We start from the raw sequence: 15,516 nt of genomic DNA, 5'->3' as shown, positions 1-15,516 counted from the left end.
ATTCCGGACGGCACGGCTCGCGGCTTTCTTCGCCATCTTGATCGATTCAAGGGCTAGCGGTGAGCCGAGCGTCACGAACAGGGGCACCTTCAACCCAAGCTCTCGATGCCGGTCATTCGGGCACCCATTGCGGCGAACTGTCTCGTATTGGAAGCTTCGCCGCAGCCGAAGTCGATTACGTTCAAGCCGCTGAGTGAGGGAAGGAAGGCCAGGAAAGCCGGGAGCGTGAATAGGTCTCGATAGGTGTCGTAACCGTGTCGGACGTCGTGAGCCCATTGATCGGCATTGTCGTTCCAGCGGGCGGCGACGTCGGCTTCAGATTGCTGGGTCACTCTGTGCTCCTTTTCGGGATACGATTTTGTCAATGTATTTGTTTCGAACGAGCCAGCAACAGTGTGCTATTACGTTCACCGCTGAGTAGAGAGACCACATGAGCGACGACAACATTATTAAGTTTAAACGACGGAAATCAAAGCAGGAGCCAAACGCGATCAATCCAATGCAGCGGAAAGCGCTTACCTGGCTTGCCGTGATAGCGGGGTTGATCCTGGTGTGGGCCTACTACCAATTCATCGCGCCGCCGAACTTGCCATGAGAGGCGCTTCGTTGGAGCAAGTTCCCGACGCCAGCTATAGAGTATCGCAGCCTATCGATGGCTGCAGCTTAGGAAAGCGATGTTTCCGCCGGACTCGGCTTCAACACAATACGGTGCCATCGACCTTGTTTCATCCGTGATCGGACATGTTCCTTGTAGGATGCGGAATCTTTTGGCCGCGTTGTCCGGTGCCTGGTCCAGTTGCAATAATGACAGGCAGCGACGACGTTCTCCTCGACATCGCGCCCTCCGTCACATCGAGCCACCAAATGCTCTGCAGTGCACCGAAAGCGCCAGGCTGTTCGGGCTGATATTCGAAAGCGTGCGCTGAAGATTTCCGGATCAGTCTCCCACATGGGCAGATCGCAATAGTAGCACAGCCCCCTTGGCGTTCGGCCGCCAAGCGTCTGAGATTCTGTAGTATGCAGTTTGATTTTGATTTCACGAGCCACGTCCTTTGCTTCATTGCTGAAGCGGACGTGCAGCGACTGTTAAAGCCGCCCCTCAGTTGGGAGGTTATTCCTCGCACAAGACGACGCCTAGAGACGTCACTCCGCAGTCTTTGAACGGTACGAGCGCCTCTATCTGCGCAACGCTGACGGGTCTTCAACCGACCCCAAGCAAGCAAATCGTCTTGCCTCCGACCAATGTCAAGGTAGATGGGCTAGCCAGATTGTCAACCGCGACCGCTCCCAAGGCGTCACCGCTAGGTTGCGGCGCACGAGCTTAATCCCCACCAAACATTCATTCGAACTGTCCGCGAGGATCGCTTCTGGCGTGCGGCAAGAGTTCGTAGCTTTCTAAGTTGGCCATGTCGAGGAAATATCGAGCCTTGCGCTTGGGCGCTGCTCGTAGCCAAACTGCAAGTTCCGATTGCGCAAGCCTCAACCAATCTGGAAAATCCTCGTGCCCCTGGAAGTCGCCTTCAATAAGGCCGGTCAACGCATTCGTATAAATGATGCGACCAACGCCTGGGAATTCGTAAATCTCGTGGTCGCGCTTTCCCTGTAATCGCTCCTCGATGAGCCGAAATCCGAGAGCGAGTACCAATCTGTCTTCGGGAAATCGCTCATCTTCGAGAAACCAGTGAACGATCTCCGCTCGTCGCTCCGTATCGCTCAAGCCATGGTAGGCACCAAGTCCCATGTTGCAAATCGTGCAACATGGGACCAGCTTACACTGGCCGAAATGCTCTTGAATCTGTTTCTTGGTAACGAGACCGCCGTTGGCAAACCGGTGAAGAACATATACCGGAGGTTGGTGGTCGAATTTGCCATCATTCGGCATGCAGCAATAAATGCATAAGTCGCCTGGGACCGTCGTATAGACCCGGGCAAAGCGCTTCTCCGCCTCACGTCGATTATATTTAAGACTAAGAGGCGTTCCGATCACAATGATTACATCGATATCCCGGACAAATGTGTGCATTCTTATCGTATCTACATTAAGGCAACGCAGAATTGCGGACGATTGTTGCTCCGACGGAAGATGCCCAACTAGTGCGGGGGAGATGTGCCGTTTCGGCCACTCGACCGGGCCGAGATGGTTAACGTCTATCCGGTGAGGCTCACACGTCGTACGGTGGGAGAACGGTAGCGGGGTTGGACCGAAAACCCCACGTGCCGAACTTACGGATTTCCACAGGGACCAGTCGCGCGTTGTTCCAGATCGATGCGTGGCCGCCCTGCGGCACTTGGGTTGCTAATCTTCCATTTCGAAAGTGCGGTACTCACCACTCTCGTTGTCGTAGACTTCGACCTCAACCGAGCCGCCACTGTCCTGGATCGACTGAACTTCGACGTCCCGATACTCAGCAGAGCCCCAGTCGTAGATTTCGATGTTCTGGCCTGGTCTAACCAGGTTGCCCTTGCCAATCTCGACAGAGTCACCTGTGTTGCTATCAACGCCATCCCAGGCGAATACAGGACTCGATAAGACGAGCGGCACAAAGAGGGCCGCAAACGAGACGCATCGCACTAGTGACAATGGTAGCCCCCTCTTTTTCGGTCGTTGTGACAACCATTCTCATCTGTTCCGCCACTATGAGCGTACGCCTGAACCAGGCCCATGAACATCGAGACAACAAGTGCCACGGCAATCGTAATCTTTAACTGCAAGTTAGCCTCCCCCTAGAAACAACCATAACTTTCATCAACGAGGTTGTTTCGTCAAGGTGTTTTGAACTATGGGTTTAATTAGTAGTGAATTGTGAGTGTCAGAAATGCTGTTCATCGACGAACCCTACGTCGCGTCAAGAAACCTCATCCTTGGGGCTATTTGCCTTATTTGCGCATCGGCACCCGCGACGGCCCAGTCGATGTCGGGCGTTGCGATTGGCAGTGACAGGGCAGCCCTCAATCAGCTAGGCACTCAGCCCACAGCTACGCAAGCGTTGGGCCCGCACACGGTGGTAAAGTTTCTCCTTCCGGGCGGAAACGAGCTTTCGGCAACCTTCATTCGCTCCACCGGCAAGATCGTCTATCTGGAGACGGATTGGGGCGGCGAGCCCGGAGGGTCATTCTCCGATTTCGAGGGATTCAAGTACGGTCAGACATCGCTCGCCGATATCCGGCGGCACTTCGGGCACAACGGCATGATGTTTGATGCCAGATCAGGGGTGTCAATGATGCCGGACGGAGGTGTGGCTCTCTTCAATTCCTATGAGATATCGGGAAGCGAAGTGGTCGCCACTTTCGTAACGACGATTTCGGCCGCCGCGCTTGCGGAGCTGCAGGCAAGGCACGGGAACGAGAAACTAGTTGATCAGATCGGGCCAGCAGCAAAGCTGAACGCGCTCATTCTTGCAGAACGGGACTATGTCGACACGATTTGGGGTGCAAAGAAAACCTACGGCCCGGGCTACGCTCCCATTACTTGGGGAACCGCCCAGAGTGGATCGGCCACTACCGAATCTAAGGCCGACCCCGACGTAATCCGACCGGATCAGTTCCCGGTAACTGATATCTTCACCGGAAAGACAAAACTTCCTGACTTCAAAGGGCGAGACAAGGCGTTCAACAACTTCCGCACTCGTATTCGAAACGGGATGATGGAGGGGCCGAACTTCGCCGGTGAGTATTCTGTTATTCAGATCGGGTGCGGCGCAGGATGCTCGTTCGTCATCGTGGGCAACAATCGAACCGGGCAGCCGTTGGATTTTCCGCGCGGGGGCGAGGACAATATGTATCTCACCCTGAAATATCAGCTCACCAGTAAGCTGATGACCGCCCAATGGGCAGATTACGATCAATCGAAATGCTTCATCGAGCACTTCCAGTTTGAAGGTTCGAAGTGGACTGCCTTGGGAAGGCGCGACGTCGGGCCGGTCGAGGCTTGCTACAATGAAATAAAGAACAGCCTCGATCAGCCCCAGCCCAGAACTGATTGATTGCGACAGATAAATCCTATATCAGGATCGAAGTAAATCTTGATTTGGGATTTTGGCGATGTTGAACACGGAAGACACGGCCTTGCTTTTGGCTGTAATGCTCAGGCGTTCGGGAAAAACCAGGGGACGGATCAGCGATATCACTCTGAAAACCATCTCGAAGCGTAAGCACTTGCGAGCCGCCTTTCGAAATGGTGTCGCTGATTGGACGGCTGAGTTCGGGGTCCAGATGTATCCTTTGGAACGTGGTGGCTATGGCTTGCTTGCTGCGTCGTCGCTGGAGGGTGCACCTGTTCTCAAAGCGGCGGAACTGCTCAAGAAAGAACTGGCTGCGTTCAAGAAAACCGGCACTCTCAAGCACGATGCTCTCTATGAGGAGCTTGGACTGGAAGTGGACGAGACTGAGGAATAATTTGCAGGGGAACTGCGCCAAAGTATGCGGAGGCTGTAAATGACGAACCATGGAAGCAGAGAATTTAACGAGAGCATCCATTTCCATTGCGTTACTTACTCGAATGATCCATCTGATTATGGGGCGAGTGTTTACTTTCTGAGCAAAGCAGAGGCAGTGGATTTTGCCGAGGAAGTCAGATCAAAGTTCCGCGCCGTTATATTGTGGGAACGCGGTGAATTCGAAAAATACGAAGATGTCTGGATGGCGTACTGGTGGACTGAGTTTCTTAAGGAGTCCGGTTACGGCCTTTGCGAGGGGCGTGGAAAGGGCTGGGTCCTCGATGAAGCGGTGCCCGCAAAGATTAGAAATGATTCCACCGTCGAGTATACGCCGTTAGATAGAAACTCATAAGAGACAACGGCCGAAAGGAGAGTGGTGGCTGGTATCCGAACCAGGCGTGTGGTGATGTTTGAAAAGTCCGCATAGGAATCAGGATAGAGTGAGAAAGTTGCATGCAGAACGCTCCAGTGGCGGTCCTTTTCGTGCTGCTTGGCAGCCCTGGTTGGGCAGCGTCATCTCCCCGAGTGGTCGACGGTGACACAATAGTTCTGAATGGGATCGTCTATCGTCTGCACGGGATTGACGCTCCCGAAGCCGGTCAAAAATGCAGCAAGCCGAACGGCAAATCCTGGGAATGCGGCAAGGCTGCCATCTCAGCTCTCGAAGAACTCGTCCTGGAGAAAGCCGTCGACTGCGATGATCGTGGTCAGGATGGCTACGGCAGGACAATCGGCGTCTGCAAGGTCGGCAGCGAGGACATCAACGCCATGATGGTAGCAACCGGTCACGCTTGGGCGTTTCGCAAATATTCCACGGATTATGCCGCTCTGGAAGACCAGGCACACAGCAGCCACATCGGAATTTGGATTACCGACAACCAGACCACCCCGTGGGACTACCGCGCCGAAAAATGGACGGTCGGGCTGCAGGAAGCGCCTGATGGATGTCCAATCAAGGGCAACATTTCAGAAAACGGCCACATCTACCACACGCCTTGGTCGCCCTGGTACAAGAAGACCAAAGTCCATGTCGACGAAGGAGAACGCTGGTTCTGCGACGAAGCGGAAGCAATCAAGGCCGGTTGGCGCGCGCCCTATTGGGGGCGGTAACTCCGTGCGAAAGTGAAGCGTTTCGATGTCGGATGCGAATTCCGTCGACGAAATTTCATCGCTTCCGGCTCCCAACCAGGGGGATAGCGAGCAGTCGAAGCCTCGCCTCTAATATAAGAGGCAACTGTTGACTGCACTTATATTGCTGATTGCGTCGATCAAAGCTCTTGCGTGAACAATCCCATTGGCACAGGTTGTGGCTTGCTACTGGGTGGGAGGCTGGTTATGGGGGATCGATCTGATAAACATCGTTGCGATGTCGCTGTTGGGCCTGATTTTCAGGCCCATGTCAATGATGCGATAAGCCGCTTTTCTTATCTGCATCCATCCATCGAAATTGAGGTCGGCCCGGAAGTAATCTCTCTTTTCGCCGACTCCCGCCATGATGTGGGCGATCTGGTCCGCGATCTCCAGTTCGCTCTTTACAGGCAAAAAATCTACGCCGAGACGCTGCCGCTCCGGAAAACGCTTATCGAGGGTGTGATGGGCCGGTGACCGTTTTTCCGCTGAAATTCAAACCTTCTGACGACGGCACATTGTTGTTCGCCGACGATGCGGGCGGGTTCTTCAAGTCCGATAATGCGTTTCTTCAACGCTATGTCGGAGACCGGCTCAATCCCAGTGACAAACGGTTTCTCGAAGAGAACGGGCACAGTTTCCGGGAGGTCGATGATCTCGCGTACACCGGATTTGCATACCGTTGGGCCAACCGCCTCTATGCGCCGAACGAACTCGACTATGTCATCCTCGTTCCGACGCTTCGCTGCAATCTTGCGTGCGGCTACTGTCAAGTCTCCCGCGTCAATGAGAACACGCCCGGTTTCGATTGGGAAGAATCCACATTGGAAGCTGTTCTTCGATTTCTGGATGGTCTTACGACCAAGAGGCTGAAAGTCGAGTTTCAAGGCGGCGAGCCGCTCTTGAAACTGGAGATGCTGATACCTGTGCGAGACTTCTGTCGCCAACGTTTCGAGCACACGGAATTCGTTATCTGCACCAATCTTCAAGCCGTTAGTGATGAGGCTTGGTCGTTCTTATCGGCACCGGATACGTTTATCAGTACGTCGCTCGACGCAAATTCGGAGACCCACGAGCGTCAGCGCACCATCACCGCCGATAAAACCCAGGAGTTCCTGAGCAACCTGCGGCAGGCGGTTGATAAATTCGGGACGGCGAAGGTGTCCGCGCTACCGACACTCGATGTCCGCAATCTGCCCGAGCCGATGTCAGTTATCGAGGCTTTCACGTCATTCGGCCTACGCTCCATCTATCTGCGACCCGTGAACTATCAGGGTTTCGCGCGTAAGCGATTTACCGCCAAGGATTCGGCTACTGAATGGAACGCTTATCACTCTGCCTTCGTCGACGCGCTCATTGACTATAACTGGACTGCTGCCGAGCCCGTCGAAGAATACTACTTCGTCCACTGCCTGCGGCGGGTTTTGAGAGCCGGGCACAACGGTCATGCCGATCTTCGGAATCCGAACATTCTCGGAGAGAGCTATCTCGTCATCGACTACGACGGCGCACTTTATCCCACCGACGAAGCTCGAATGGTAACGCGCGTCGGCCAATTCGACCTCTCGATGGGCAACGTGCGAACAGGTCTCGACAGAACTGCTCTCGCGACCCTCAACGCTGAGGCAGCGAACAATTTTCACCCCGACTGTGTCCACTGTCCCTATCAAGCGTTCTGCGGGATCGACCTCGTTGACGACCTGTCTCGCTATGGACGCATCGACATGCCGAAACATCTGACGGATTTCTGCCAGAGGCACACGTACATCTTCGATAAGGTTTTTGAGCTGATATATTCGGCCGATCCGAAGGTCCAGAAGTCTTTGGCGATATGGGCGGGCATGCGCGAGTACGAGCCCGCCCTGGCGAAGGTGCATCAATGATCGACCTCCGACTGAAAGTCGATCCACTGCCTCTGGCCGAACCATTGGTGCTGCGATTGTGCGAGCACGAGCGGCCAGACCCCTCTGAACACGATGCCTGTCTCATTCGAAGAGAGGCAGACTGTCGTGAGTATGAATATCTCGGATTTTCCGTTCGAGTCCATGCCAGCGAAGACATGCCACTGGACGGAGACGTGTTGATGATCGTTCCCGGGCAGGCAAGTGCGCATCGGCTCGTTCGCGCCTCATCGAAGCACAATACTCTGTTGGTCACGGAGCAATGCGATCAGCTTTGCGTGATGTGCTCTCAGCCGCCCAAGAAGCATCACATCGATCTCTTCGACCAGTTCGCCGTCGCCGCCAAGTTGGCCCCATTTGGCGCATACATCGGAATATCCGGCGGCGAACCGCTTCTACACAAAGATCGCCTTTTTGATTTTCTCGCGTCGGCCACTGTAGCTCGACCCGACCTGAACTTTCACATTCTGACCAATGCGCAGCATTTCGTGACCGAAGACCTTCAACGTATGGATGAAATCGGACTTGAACGGCTGCTATGGGGTATTCCTCTCTATGCGTCTGATCCGGACCTGCATGATGAAATCGTGGGAAAACCGGGAGCGTTCAACCGGCTGGAGCGAAGTCTTTCCTTCCTTATGCGGGCAGGCGCTTCTGTGGAACTGCGCACAGTCGTGACGAAACAGAATTGGGCCAACCTCCGCAGCCTGTCGAACTACGTCGTCCATCGTACCCCATTCATTTCGGTGTGGGCTCTGATGCAGCTCGAACGGATCGGGTTCGGCCGGATGAACTGGCACAAGACGTTCCAGGATACCTCCGCCGATTTCACAATGCTCAAGGCGGCGATTAACCTAGCCTCCGCGCGGGGAATTGCCGTCTCGCTCTATAATTTTCCGCAGTGCTCAGTGCCAGAGACTTACCGACAGCTCGCCCCATCGACGATCTCGGATTGGAAGAGAAAATACCTCGACTTCTGTGATGGCTGCTCTGCTCGCGCTACTTGTGGTGGTTTTTTCGAGTGGTATAGTCACAGCGAGGGGTTTAATAGGCTGGGGCCAATATGAAAAGCAGGTTGTTCCTCATACCGTCTTTCCTGGCGGCGGGATTCTTGCCGTCAAAATCCGACGCCGCGCCAGCGCCTGGAATGGTCGCCAAGAAAGAAGTCTCCGCTTCGATCTTCGAACGCCTGCGTCTCAATCACGTCTTTACGCTCGCGGGGCATCGTTCTCATTCCAGCCACCGCTCACACTCAAGCCATTCCAGCCATCGATCATCGAGTGGGGGCGGTTACGTCACTTTGCCCCGATACAATCCACCAGTCGTGCCGACGCAACCGATCTATCCGACGCAACCGGCCCAGCCGACCTATCGAGCCCAGCCAACCTACCGGGCGCAACCAGTTAGTCCGGACAATCTAACAAACACCTTTGAGGCGCTTCCTGCGCCAGGTTCAGCCGACTCCGATCCGACCTACTACCCTCCAGTCCCGCAAACGGAGGGGCCAAAGGTCCTTCCAGGAAATTCGGAGAAATTCCGGCAAATTGTAATTCAAGTTCAAAATGCGCTAAGCCTGTTTGGCTACTATGAAGGTGTAATCGATGGGAAAATTGGACCCAAGTCCAAGGTCGCTTTGGCGAAAATGCAGGAAGACTACGGGCTTAAGGTTACAGGCACAATTACGCCAGAAGTTCTCAATGCGCTGAATATTAGGGCATACTAATTCAAGTTCCACCGGGCCCATTCTTTCCAGCTGGAGACTTGCTTTTTCGTTTCGGATTTCCGCCGCTCGGCATATCGCCTTACGGTTGCGAAGCACATTCTGGTCCTGCTAGGTGTAGAGTTTCCAATCGCTGCAGAGGGGACGACATGACCGGCTTCGCTTATTTAGCTGTATTGATTACCGTGGTACACGTTACGGCGGCGAGCGCTACTGAGCAGAATTCAGACTCTTCGAAGACGCAGGCAACTCCCGAGGAGAACGAACTAGGGTCAAAACCCCCGCGTTGTTGGCCAACTAGAAACGTCGGCATCGCGGAAACATCCAAAGATTACTACGCCTCCTGCAAGCAGCAGGGCAGCGACGAGATGCCAGCTGGAGCCAATTAACTGCAGCAGGTTACGGCAACCTGCAGGTGTGTGCCGTTTCACCAATCGCTAGAAAACGCTGATCACAATGCGGAATTCGAGCGTCTGCTCAATGTCTTAGCGGAGAACTGATGTCGATTCCCGACTACCAGCGCCTGATGCTGCCGGTGCTTCGGCTTGCTGCCGAGGGCGAAAAGCGCGTAGCAGACGTGGCCGATAGGATCGCCGATGAGTTCGGCATGACGAACGAGGAGCGCGAGGAGCTGCTGCCAAGCGGTCGGCAGAGAATACTGCACAACCGCATACATTGGGCAAAGTTCTACATGTCGAAGGCCGGTTTAATTGCTTCTCCAGCCCGGGGCCGGTTCGTCGCGACCGAGGCAGGTAAAACACTGCTGGCAACTAATCTAGCTCGGATCGACGTTGCTCTGCTAATGCGTGACCCTGGCTTCCGCGAGTTCTATCGCAATGAGGGGCAAGCCACTTCGGTAGAGGATGCAGTTCAGACGACAGAACTGTCCTCCATAGCCACCACTCCGGAGGAGCGCATCGACGCTGCCTAGTCGTCGTTGCTCGCCGCATTGCGTGGCGAATTGCTGGAACGTATCGTCCAGAACAGCCCGGCTTTTTTCGAACAGCTGATTGTCGATTTGCTAGTGGCGATGGGCTACGGCGGCTCGCATAAGAATGCGGCGGAGCAACTGGGTCGCTCCGGGGATGGTGGTGTAGACGGCGTTATTAACGAGGATCGTCTTGGGCTGGATCGTATCTATGTCCAAGCCAAGCGATACGGCCCTGGCAACCAGGTGGGCCGACCGGAGGTGAATGCGTTCGTCGGCAGCCTTGTCGGCCTGGGGGCGACCAAGGGCGTGTTCGTTACGACCTCCACTTTCAGTCAACCAGCTAAGGATTTCGTTAAACATCTAGCCCAGCGCGTGATCCTGATTGACGGGATAGAATTGGCAGACCTACTGATCGAGCATAATGTGGGCGTCCGCAGCTACCGCGTCGTCGAATTCAAGCGGCTGGATGAGGACTTTTTCGCCGAGGAGTAGCGAAAGTGCCTGACGGCCTACTCGGGCATAAGACCCATGATAAGCGATGATCGTGTCTCGGCCGTGAAGGCTATCCTGAGTGAGTTTGTGCGGAGTCCCTCTCTTCGTCACGTCCGCGATCCGCACTCTCTTGATCGGGTATCGCGAGATATCGTGAAGTGCTTAGACCGCGAGCATGGCGTCTGGCAAAAATGGACGAGTGACCGAGAGGCGCTACTAAAGTTAGCCGTGGGATGCTGGATTCCCATTGAAACGTTGCGGGAGTATCTCAACGGGCTGCCCGGTCCGCCTTTGACGATGACGGATGTTGGCCAAAGGCTGCGGGTGTTCGAGGAGGAGCCGTACGCCAACTATCCGGATGAAGATTTGAGAGATGGCTGCCTTGCTATATTCGCGAGGGAGAAAGCCGAGGGCACTGAGCTTCCGGCAATAGTCGGACTGCTGTCGGAGTACGTCGAGGCGGAGCAACAGCGCATTCGCCTCGAACGTGCAGTACGATACAAGCGTATGCGGGCAGAGGAGCGACAGGAGGCGGAGCAGCGATTGTTATCGGGAGCTGATTGCGGATGGACGCAAATCGGAAAAGCGTCGATCTGGTATTGTCGCAAAAATGGGCGCACGTTTCGATTGAAGCCAACGCCTGATAAACGGTGGGAAATGCACCGAATTGATGGCTTGTCAGCGGAAGAAAAGGGGAAACTCATCGGAAGATATGGCGGGCGTGGCGATGCTACCAAGGTAGTCGCACAAATTGCATACCAGCCGGAGGCCCGATTTTAAGGGTTTGGTGAAGGGCGCGGGTTTGGGCATTGCCCTGAACTGCCAAGGCTGCAGCATAAGAACGTGGTCTTTCCGCCAAGCTTTGCTTCAACACGCCCGAATGCCATCGACCCTGCTTCATCCGTAATCGGACATGGTTCTTGTAGGAAACGGCATCTTTTGTTGACAATGGACGACGCCCGAGCAATCGCGGCCGTTCTAAGGGAGTATTGTTTCAGGTCTGGGCTGCTTGGCTCCCGAGATTAGATATCGACCACCAAACCGGAGATAAACCCGGTGTGAGGGCGTTCGCGCTCATATCCCCTTGGGTTGCAGATCACTCGTGTTGTGCCTTCTCGATAATCGAGGAAGTGATGCACATGACCATGCACCCAAAGATCGGGGTTCCCCTGCGCGATCAGCGCAGAAAGGTCGGACGCGAATGCACCATTGCTGGGATGTCCCTTAAAACCAGGGTGTAGTGATCGAGGTAGTGGTGCATGGTGGGATAGGACCACAGTGCGGCCATCGAATTGATCGGCGAGTTCGCGTGCGATGAAGGTACGACTTTCCATGTGGCGCTCGATTAACTCCTTGGCAGTCAGGAACCCGGGTCCGCGTTGAGGCCAATCCGACCCAAAGATGGCGAGAAAGTCCATCATGTAACGCTTACACACGTTGATTGCGTAGGCCTTCCGTTCGAGGAGGGGAAGTTCGTTTTCGACGCCGTGCTCGATTTCAAAATCGGTCCAGAGTGTCGCACCAACTATGCGCGTTCTACCGAGAATAAGGGTCTCATTTTCAAGTACAGCGACGTAGGTCCCCTTTGTCATCCGCCTTGCGATTTTGACACCCGCGTCGATAGTCGCTCCATAGAACTCGTGGTTACCCAGGACGACGACAACCGGCATCCGGGGACTAATGTTTCGGAGAAGGAACTCCATCGACATCTCGACGATACCAGAAACGTCTCCGGCGCAGATGCAGATATCGGCGTCGGGAAATTCGAGGTCATGCCGCGTGAGTTCGGAATTGTTGACATGCATGTCGCTGACTATCCAAGCCTTCATGGGTGTTCCTTAGAATAAAAGGGGGAGGACTAGGGACTAGGCATCGGCCGCACAATGGTCGGCATCGACGGTTTCCGCGCTGTCGCCGCTTGATTAGCCAGTGTTCCCAACAGCGTTCGAAGAGCCGTCGGTGGAGTAGAGGCCAGTCAGAAGGTATTCCAGACGTTTACCTTCGAGTCGTCTTTCTTCTTTTAGCGCTCGGGCGAGGGTGATCATCGTGTTGAGGTTCGATTCCAAGATGCCTTTTGCCCTCGAATATTCAGTATCCAGGATGTCATCGACATCCGTTCTAAGCCTGGGTCCGTTTTCAAGAACCGTGTGAATCGGGCGATCAAGGTCGTGAGATAGAACCGAAAGCCGCCTTCCCAGACCAAACTTCGCAGCCATAAGGGAAGCCGTTTCGGTAGCATTTGCTATATCGCTCCCCCGCGAGCCACCCGACGTGGTAGAGCGATTGCCAAAAACAAGCTCTTCACCGGCCATCCCGGCTAAACTGATTGCAATGTCCCAACGGAACCACTGCTCGGTCCTCAGAGCGGGGACCGGGCAATCTGACGACGTCCGGCCAAGTGCGTCGAAAGTTTCAACACAGTCATTTATATCGTCGAACACCTCGACGCAGGTCACTTTTCCTAGTCCTGAAAGCTCGGTCAATACGGCATGAGCAGCCTCATGAATGCAAATTCGCCATCGATCATGATCACCGAGACAAGGCCGCTGTGGCACGACAGCCCAGAGGTCCTCGATCCTGGGTTCGCGGTTCTCAGTACGTGCCAGTTGTTTTGCCTTGCGGGCCAGGTGCTCCAGATCGGCTCCGGTCTGCCCGTTTAGTTGCCGGGCAACCTCATAGAGTTCCTTTAGGGCACCGAGCCCGGGCAGGTAGAACTGAAGGATTTGCGCACGCTCGTTTGTATTTGGCCGCTTCATCTCGACGTGTGTTTCCAAGCGTCCTGAGCGCACAAGAGCTGGGTCAAGGGCTTCAGGAAAATTCGTCGAGGCGACAACGACCACGCCCTCGCGACCGGCCGCGCCGTCCAAGGCTTCCAGAAGGCCATTTACGACCTCGATGCAGTAGTGCTTGTTATCGCCGGAAAACGAGCGACGATCCCCGACACTGTCAATTTCGTCGATCAGCAAAATCGAAGGGGCTCTGTCGCGAGCTTCGGCGAAATCCTGCCTCATTGCTTTAAGCAAATCACCCAAATGACCGGCGCTCTGCCATTTGGAGAGGGACGTCGGGACTAAATGCGCACCACATTCCAATGCGAGTGACGCCGCAAAAGAAGTCTTTCCTGTTCCGGGCGGGCCATACAAAAGGACGCCCTTATCGAGATCAGACCAATCCAACTGACCTGCTCTCCATCGTCGGAGATCACTTCTGAACTTGAGGCCCCATTTCCCGGCTTCACCGTATGAAGCGAGCGGGACCAATTTTCGGTCTTTTGATGGTTTCGTCAAAAGGCGTTCAAGTCTGCTGAGCGCAGAGGCGGCCGACCGACCTCTGCGGAAAATGGAATCGATGAATGCCGGGTCCTGTTGCCTCAGTTGCTCCTTCTCCGCCGCCGAAAGCGGACCGGTATCCAGCTGCCGTGCGAGGCTGTCGACATGTCGATCATCAAGGATTTCAAGATTGACGACCGTATCGGCACTGATCTCGAATTCTGGATGCATTTCCGCGCCTCGCGGAAGGAATACAATGACCTTCTGAGCATCGAGATAGACACTTGGATTAAAGTCCCACGCTCCCCTTTTTGACCGGGGTGGGTGACAGAAGGTCTTTAATTTCGACAGGCCTCGGTCGCCCGATTTCAAGCAAAGATCGGCAACGTAATCGAAGTCGTCGATAGGCCAATCACGCGGCACAGTGATCACGAGGACCGATGTCGTTTCGGCGAAAAACTCCTTCTGCTGTCTCATAAGCCTGACGAAGGCGCAGAACGCCAGAAATTTCCTTGGGCTCGCGGCTAAAGCGGTTGGGGCCGACCGACAACTAAGCTTACCCGGGGTCCGGGAAATTACTGCCCTGAGGTTAGATGTCGCGTCCATAAGATGCTGGATCGCTTCGTCGAGCAATTCCTGGTCCGCATCAGAGTTCACTGGGAGTGCCCTCCGACGAGAGGGCGACCGAGACGGTACCAGCGAGTAAGGGTGCGCGCGAGCTGCCAATGCTCGTCCCAGAAAACAATTTCTGTTGTCGCCGCTGGTTTCCCATCTTCCACCTGAGGATGTCCGAGGACAGTGCCCAGAAGAATTGGGACCGCGCGCTTGGCGATCATCCAGTCAGAAATGGAAACGTCAGGCGCTATTGAAGCGGGTCCATCTCTGCCAACCTGTTCGAGGTCGTCAGCCAGACGCCTATATATTTCGATCATCTCCTGAGGAGCTGAAATTGCTAGATCGAGAGGGTGAGAGAGCATGTGACCTCCGGTGATTCTGTTAAATGCAAAAAAGCCGAGCCGTTCGGACAATTCATTTTGAATACGTTAAAGTTCATAATGTCAACTATGGTATTCAATTTGAATAATGTTGACATTTTTTTCTCCCGCGCGTTTTTCGCCTTTATGGCCATTATTCCGTCTGCAGAAATGTTGCGCGCTGCCAGGGCTTTGCTCGGTTGGAATCAGCGCCAGCTGGCTGCTGCAGCAGGCGTGTCTCGGCCCACCGTGCACAAGTTAGAAACTCGTGGAGTAACCCGTGGCGAAAACGCGCGTGACAGCGGGGACAACGCGACTCTCGAATCTGTCGAGGCTATTGTGCAGGCCTACCAAGCCCAAGGCATTGAGTTCATCGAGGCGACGTCATCGACAGGGTCCGGGGTTCGTTGGCGGACGCCAGCCGGTAGGATCGGAGAGGACCCTGCTGAGGAGGCAGTTCAAAGGAAGCTGTAGTTTCGCTGATTCCTCGTCTGGGTGGGTCCTCAAAGCCCAGAGGGTCCGAAACGGTTGATTGCGGAAAAGGACGGCCCGATGGCGTCCGCAGTGGGTGGGCTTTACTCTAGCTGCGGCAAATCACGGTGCGAGCGTGCGATGGGGAACACCAAAGGGGCGGCGGAGAAATAACGGATTCGCGGTAGTGCGAT

20 protein-coding genes are annotated in these 15,516 nt (G+C 54.8%); 13 read left to right on the top strand and 7 right to left on the bottom strand.

The genetic code is table 11. The features are described 5' to 3' along the window. Window positions 1-89: 89 nt before the first annotated feature. Window positions 90-332: a class I SAM-dependent methyltransferase gene (locus PZL22_RS09700; protein WP_284718620.1), complete on the bottom strand. Its 243-nt coding sequence runs from the start codon at window positions 330-332 to the stop codon at window positions 90-92. 98 nt (window positions 333-430) lie between these two features. On the opposite strand from PZL22_RS09700, the gene PZL22_RS09695 reads away from it, so the two are divergent. Next, window positions 431-595, top strand: a complete 165-nt coding sequence (locus tag PZL22_RS09695) for a hypothetical protein (protein WP_284718619.1) — start codon at window positions 431-433, stop codon at window positions 593-595. Window positions 596-663: 68 nt separating this feature from the next. Here the strand turns inward: PZL22_RS09695 and PZL22_RS31595 are convergent, their stop codons facing one another. From PZL22_RS31595 to PZL22_RS31410, 4 genes are all read right to left on the bottom strand, one after another. After that, window positions 664-951: an HNH endonuclease gene (locus PZL22_RS31595; protein ID WP_411974196.1), complete on the bottom strand. Its 288-nt coding sequence runs from the start codon at window positions 949-951 to the stop codon at window positions 664-666. Window positions 952-1,339: 388 nt separating this feature from the next. After that, window positions 1,340-2,023: a hypothetical protein gene (locus tag PZL22_RS09690; RefSeq protein WP_284718618.1), complete on the bottom strand. Its 684-nt coding sequence runs from the start codon at window positions 2,021-2,023 to the stop codon at window positions 1,340-1,342. A gap of 273 nt (window positions 2,024-2,296) precedes the next feature. Further along, a complete protein-coding gene (locus PZL22_RS09685; RefSeq protein WP_284718720.1) occupies window positions 2,297-2,572 on the bottom strand; it encodes a DUF5334 family protein in 276 nt (91 codons plus the stop codon). Then, window positions 2,572-2,664 carry a YHYH domain-containing protein gene (locus PZL22_RS31410; RefSeq protein ID WP_223843467.1) on the bottom strand — a complete coding sequence of 31 codons (93 nt, stop codon included), beginning with the start codon at window positions 2,662-2,664 and terminating at the stop codon, window positions 2,572-2,574. Before PZL22_RS31410 ends, PZL22_RS09685 begins: the two co-directional genes overlap by 1 nt. Window positions 2,665-2,816: 152 nt before the next feature. Between PZL22_RS31410 and PZL22_RS09680 the strand changes: the two genes are divergently transcribed. From PZL22_RS09680 to PZL22_RS09630, 11 genes are all read left to right on the top strand, one after another. Further along, window positions 2,817-3,983 (top strand): hypothetical protein, encoded by a 1,167-nt coding sequence (locus PZL22_RS09680; RefSeq protein WP_284718617.1) that lies wholly within the window; start codon window positions 2,817-2,819, stop codon window positions 3,981-3,983. A 58-nt stretch (window positions 3,984-4,041) separates the two neighbouring features. After that, complete coding sequence (locus PZL22_RS09675) at window positions 4,042-4,395, top strand: hypothetical protein (protein ID WP_284718616.1); 354 nt, start codon at window positions 4,042-4,044, stop codon at window positions 4,393-4,395. Between the two features lie 39 nt (window positions 4,396-4,434). Further along, window positions 4,435-4,788: a hypothetical protein gene (locus PZL22_RS09670; RefSeq protein WP_284718615.1), complete on the top strand. Its 354-nt coding sequence runs from the start codon at window positions 4,435-4,437 to the stop codon at window positions 4,786-4,788. A 101-nt stretch (window positions 4,789-4,889) separates the two neighbouring features. Beyond that, window positions 4,890-5,546, top strand: a complete 657-nt coding sequence (locus PZL22_RS09665; RefSeq protein WP_284718614.1) for a thermonuclease family protein — start codon at window positions 4,890-4,892, stop codon at window positions 5,544-5,546. 225 nt (window positions 5,547-5,771) lie between these two features. Then, window positions 5,772-6,041: a hypothetical protein gene (locus tag PZL22_RS09660; protein ID WP_284718613.1), complete on the top strand. Its 270-nt coding sequence runs from the start codon at window positions 5,772-5,774 to the stop codon at window positions 6,039-6,041. Further along, window positions 6,038-7,447, top strand: coding sequence for a His-Xaa-Ser system radical SAM maturase HxsB (gene hxsB, locus PZL22_RS09655; protein ID WP_284718612.1), 1,410 nt, complete (start codon window positions 6,038-6,040; stop codon window positions 7,445-7,447). The genes PZL22_RS09660 and hxsB overlap by 4 nt, the downstream gene beginning before the upstream one ends. Beyond that, on the top strand, window positions 7,444-8,532 hold the full coding sequence (gene hxsC, locus PZL22_RS09650) for a His-Xaa-Ser system radical SAM maturase HxsC (RefSeq protein ID WP_284718611.1): 1,089 nt from the start codon (window positions 7,444-7,446) through the stop codon (window positions 8,530-8,532). The genes hxsB and hxsC overlap by 4 nt, the downstream gene beginning before the upstream one ends. After that, window positions 8,529-9,188, top strand: coding sequence for a His-Xaa-Ser repeat protein HxsA (hxsA, locus tag PZL22_RS09645; RefSeq protein ID WP_284718610.1), 660 nt, complete (start codon window positions 8,529-8,531; stop codon window positions 9,186-9,188). Before hxsC ends, hxsA begins: the two co-directional genes overlap by 4 nt. Before the next feature lie 496 nt (window positions 9,189-9,684). Further along, the gene (locus PZL22_RS09640) at window positions 9,685-10,116 is read left to right on the top strand and encodes a winged helix-turn-helix domain-containing protein (protein ID WP_284718609.1); all 432 of its coding nucleotides are present in this window, start codon (window positions 9,685-9,687) and stop codon (window positions 10,114-10,116) included. A 6-nt stretch (window positions 10,117-10,122) separates the two neighbouring features. Next, on the top strand, window positions 10,123-10,608 hold the full coding sequence (locus PZL22_RS09635; protein ID WP_284718608.1) for a restriction endonuclease: 486 nt from the start codon (window positions 10,123-10,125) through the stop codon (window positions 10,606-10,608). 36 nt (window positions 10,609-10,644) lie between these two features. Next, complete coding sequence (locus tag PZL22_RS09630; protein ID WP_284718607.1) at window positions 10,645-11,388, top strand: hypothetical protein; 744 nt, start codon at window positions 10,645-10,647, stop codon at window positions 11,386-11,388. A 242-nt stretch (window positions 11,389-11,630) separates the two neighbouring features. Here PZL22_RS09630 and PZL22_RS09625 read toward each other — a convergent pair whose 3' ends face one another. Together PZL22_RS09625 and PZL22_RS09620 are read right to left on the bottom strand one after the other, a co-directional pair. Beyond that, window positions 11,631-12,437 (bottom strand): metallophosphoesterase, encoded by an 807-nt coding sequence (locus PZL22_RS09625; RefSeq protein ID WP_284718606.1) that lies wholly within the window; start codon window positions 12,435-12,437, stop codon window positions 11,631-11,633. A 93-nt stretch (window positions 12,438-12,530) separates the two neighbouring features. Further along, window positions 12,531-14,534, bottom strand: coding sequence for an AAA family ATPase (locus tag PZL22_RS09620; protein WP_284718605.1), 2,004 nt, complete (start codon window positions 14,532-14,534; stop codon window positions 12,531-12,533). Between the two features lie 320 nt (window positions 14,535-14,854). Here PZL22_RS09620 and PZL22_RS09615 point away from each other — a divergent pair, with 320 nt between their 5' ends. Next, complete coding sequence (locus PZL22_RS09615; RefSeq protein WP_284718604.1) at window positions 14,855-15,325, top strand: helix-turn-helix domain-containing protein; 471 nt, start codon at window positions 14,855-14,857, stop codon at window positions 15,323-15,325. The last annotated feature ends 191 nt before the right edge of the window (window positions 15,326-15,516 follow it).

Origin of the sequence: Ensifer meliloti (assembly GCF_030064585.1) — a bacterium.
Lineage (GTDB): Bacteria > Pseudomonadota > Alphaproteobacteria > Rhizobiales > Rhizobiaceae > Sinorhizobium > Sinorhizobium meliloti.
Note: the sequence above shows the minus strand (reverse complement) of the source record. Positions and strands in the feature narration are given on the sequence as shown.

Excerpts from the sequence above, each read along its gene's own strand:
- PZL22_RS09695 (WP_284718619.1), top strand. The coding sequence starts at position 431 with ATGAGCGACGACAACATTATTAAGTTTAAACGACGGAAATCAAAGCAG.
- PZL22_RS09670 (WP_284718615.1), top strand. The coding sequence starts at position 4,435 with ATGACGAACCATGGAAGCAGAGAATTTAACGAGAGCATCCATTTCCAT.
- PZL22_RS09675 (WP_284718616.1), top strand. The coding sequence starts at position 4,042 with ATGTTGAACACGGAAGACACGGCCTTGCTTTTGGCTGTAATGCTCAGG.
- PZL22_RS31410 (WP_223843467.1), bottom strand. The coding sequence starts at position 2,664 with ATGGGCCTGGTTCAGGCGTACGCTCATAGTGGCGGAACAGATGAGAAT.
- PZL22_RS09630 (WP_284718607.1), top strand. The coding sequence starts at position 10,645 with ATGATAAGCGATGATCGTGTCTCGGCCGTGAAGGCTATCCTGAGTGAG.
- PZL22_RS09680 (WP_284718617.1), top strand. The coding sequence starts at position 2,817 with ATGCTGTTCATCGACGAACCCTACGTCGCGTCAAGAAACCTCATCCTT.
- PZL22_RS09625 (WP_284718606.1), bottom strand. The coding sequence starts at position 12,437 with ATGAAGGCTTGGATAGTCAGCGACATGCATGTCAACAATTCCGAACTC.
- PZL22_RS31595 (WP_411974196.1), bottom strand. The coding sequence starts at position 951 with ATGTGGGAGACTGATCCGGAAATCTTCAGCGCACGCTTTCGAATATCA.
- PZL22_RS09665 (WP_284718614.1), top strand. The coding sequence starts at position 4,890 with ATGCAGAACGCTCCAGTGGCGGTCCTTTTCGTGCTGCTTGGCAGCCCT.
- hxsC (WP_284718611.1), top strand. The coding sequence starts at position 7,444 with ATGATCGACCTCCGACTGAAAGTCGATCCACTGCCTCTGGCCGAACCA.
- PZL22_RS09640 (WP_284718609.1), top strand. The coding sequence starts at position 9,685 with ATGTCGATTCCCGACTACCAGCGCCTGATGCTGCCGGTGCTTCGGCTT.
- PZL22_RS09660 (WP_284718613.1), top strand. The coding sequence starts at position 5,772 with ATGGGGGATCGATCTGATAAACATCGTTGCGATGTCGCTGTTGGGCCT.
- hxsA (WP_284718610.1), top strand. The coding sequence starts at position 8,529 with ATGAAAAGCAGGTTGTTCCTCATACCGTCTTTCCTGGCGGCGGGATTC.
- PZL22_RS09690 (WP_284718618.1), bottom strand. The coding sequence starts at position 2,023 with ATGCACACATTTGTCCGGGATATCGATGTAATCATTGTGATCGGAACG.